The following is a 436-nucleotide window of genomic DNA, read 5'->3' as shown; positions in this document are numbered from 1 at the left end:
GCGCTGCCGTCCCCGGCCGCAGTGGTGGGCACACCTGGCTATTGGTCAAGCGGGGATCCCACGACATCAACGCCAGCGACGGTTCCAACCCAAGACTGGTTTAATACCGTCCAGGAAGAGTTGGGCGGTCTGGTCACTGCAGCCGGTCTCGCACCCGACAAAAGTAATCATAGCCAGTTGCTTGCAGCCCTTCGGGTGCTGTTCGTTGCGCAAGGTGGCGTTGGCGGCGGCGTCATCATCGGTGCGAACCAAGCCACAATCCCCATCGCTGGCGGTTTTCTCATCAAGGTTGGAACGGATTCGGGCACCTTCTCAGAGGGAGCGCTGACAGTGACTTTCGATGATCCCTTCCCCCACGCGTGCTGGGCACTGATCCCAGTCTCGATCAATGCATCGGGCACGAACACCAAAGCCATTTGGCCTCAGCGCCAATCGC

At 60.1% G+C, this 436-nt stretch carries 1 protein-coding gene; it reads left to right on the top strand.

The genetic code is table 11. The annotated features are described in order from the left end of the window. Positions 1 to 120: 120 nt before the first annotated feature. Positions 121 to 436, top strand: a 316-nt coding sequence (locus AACY08_RS29960) for a hypothetical protein (RefSeq protein WP_339472708.1), incomplete at its 3' end; no start/stop codon positions are given.

The sequence above is a fragment of the Pseudomonas sp. EL_65y_Pfl1_R83 genome (assembly GCF_963970695.1).
Lineage (GTDB): Bacteria > Pseudomonadota > Gammaproteobacteria > Pseudomonadales > Pseudomonadaceae > Aquipseudomonas > Aquipseudomonas tritici.
Note: the sequence above shows the minus strand (reverse complement) of the source record. Positions and strands in the feature narration are given on the sequence as shown.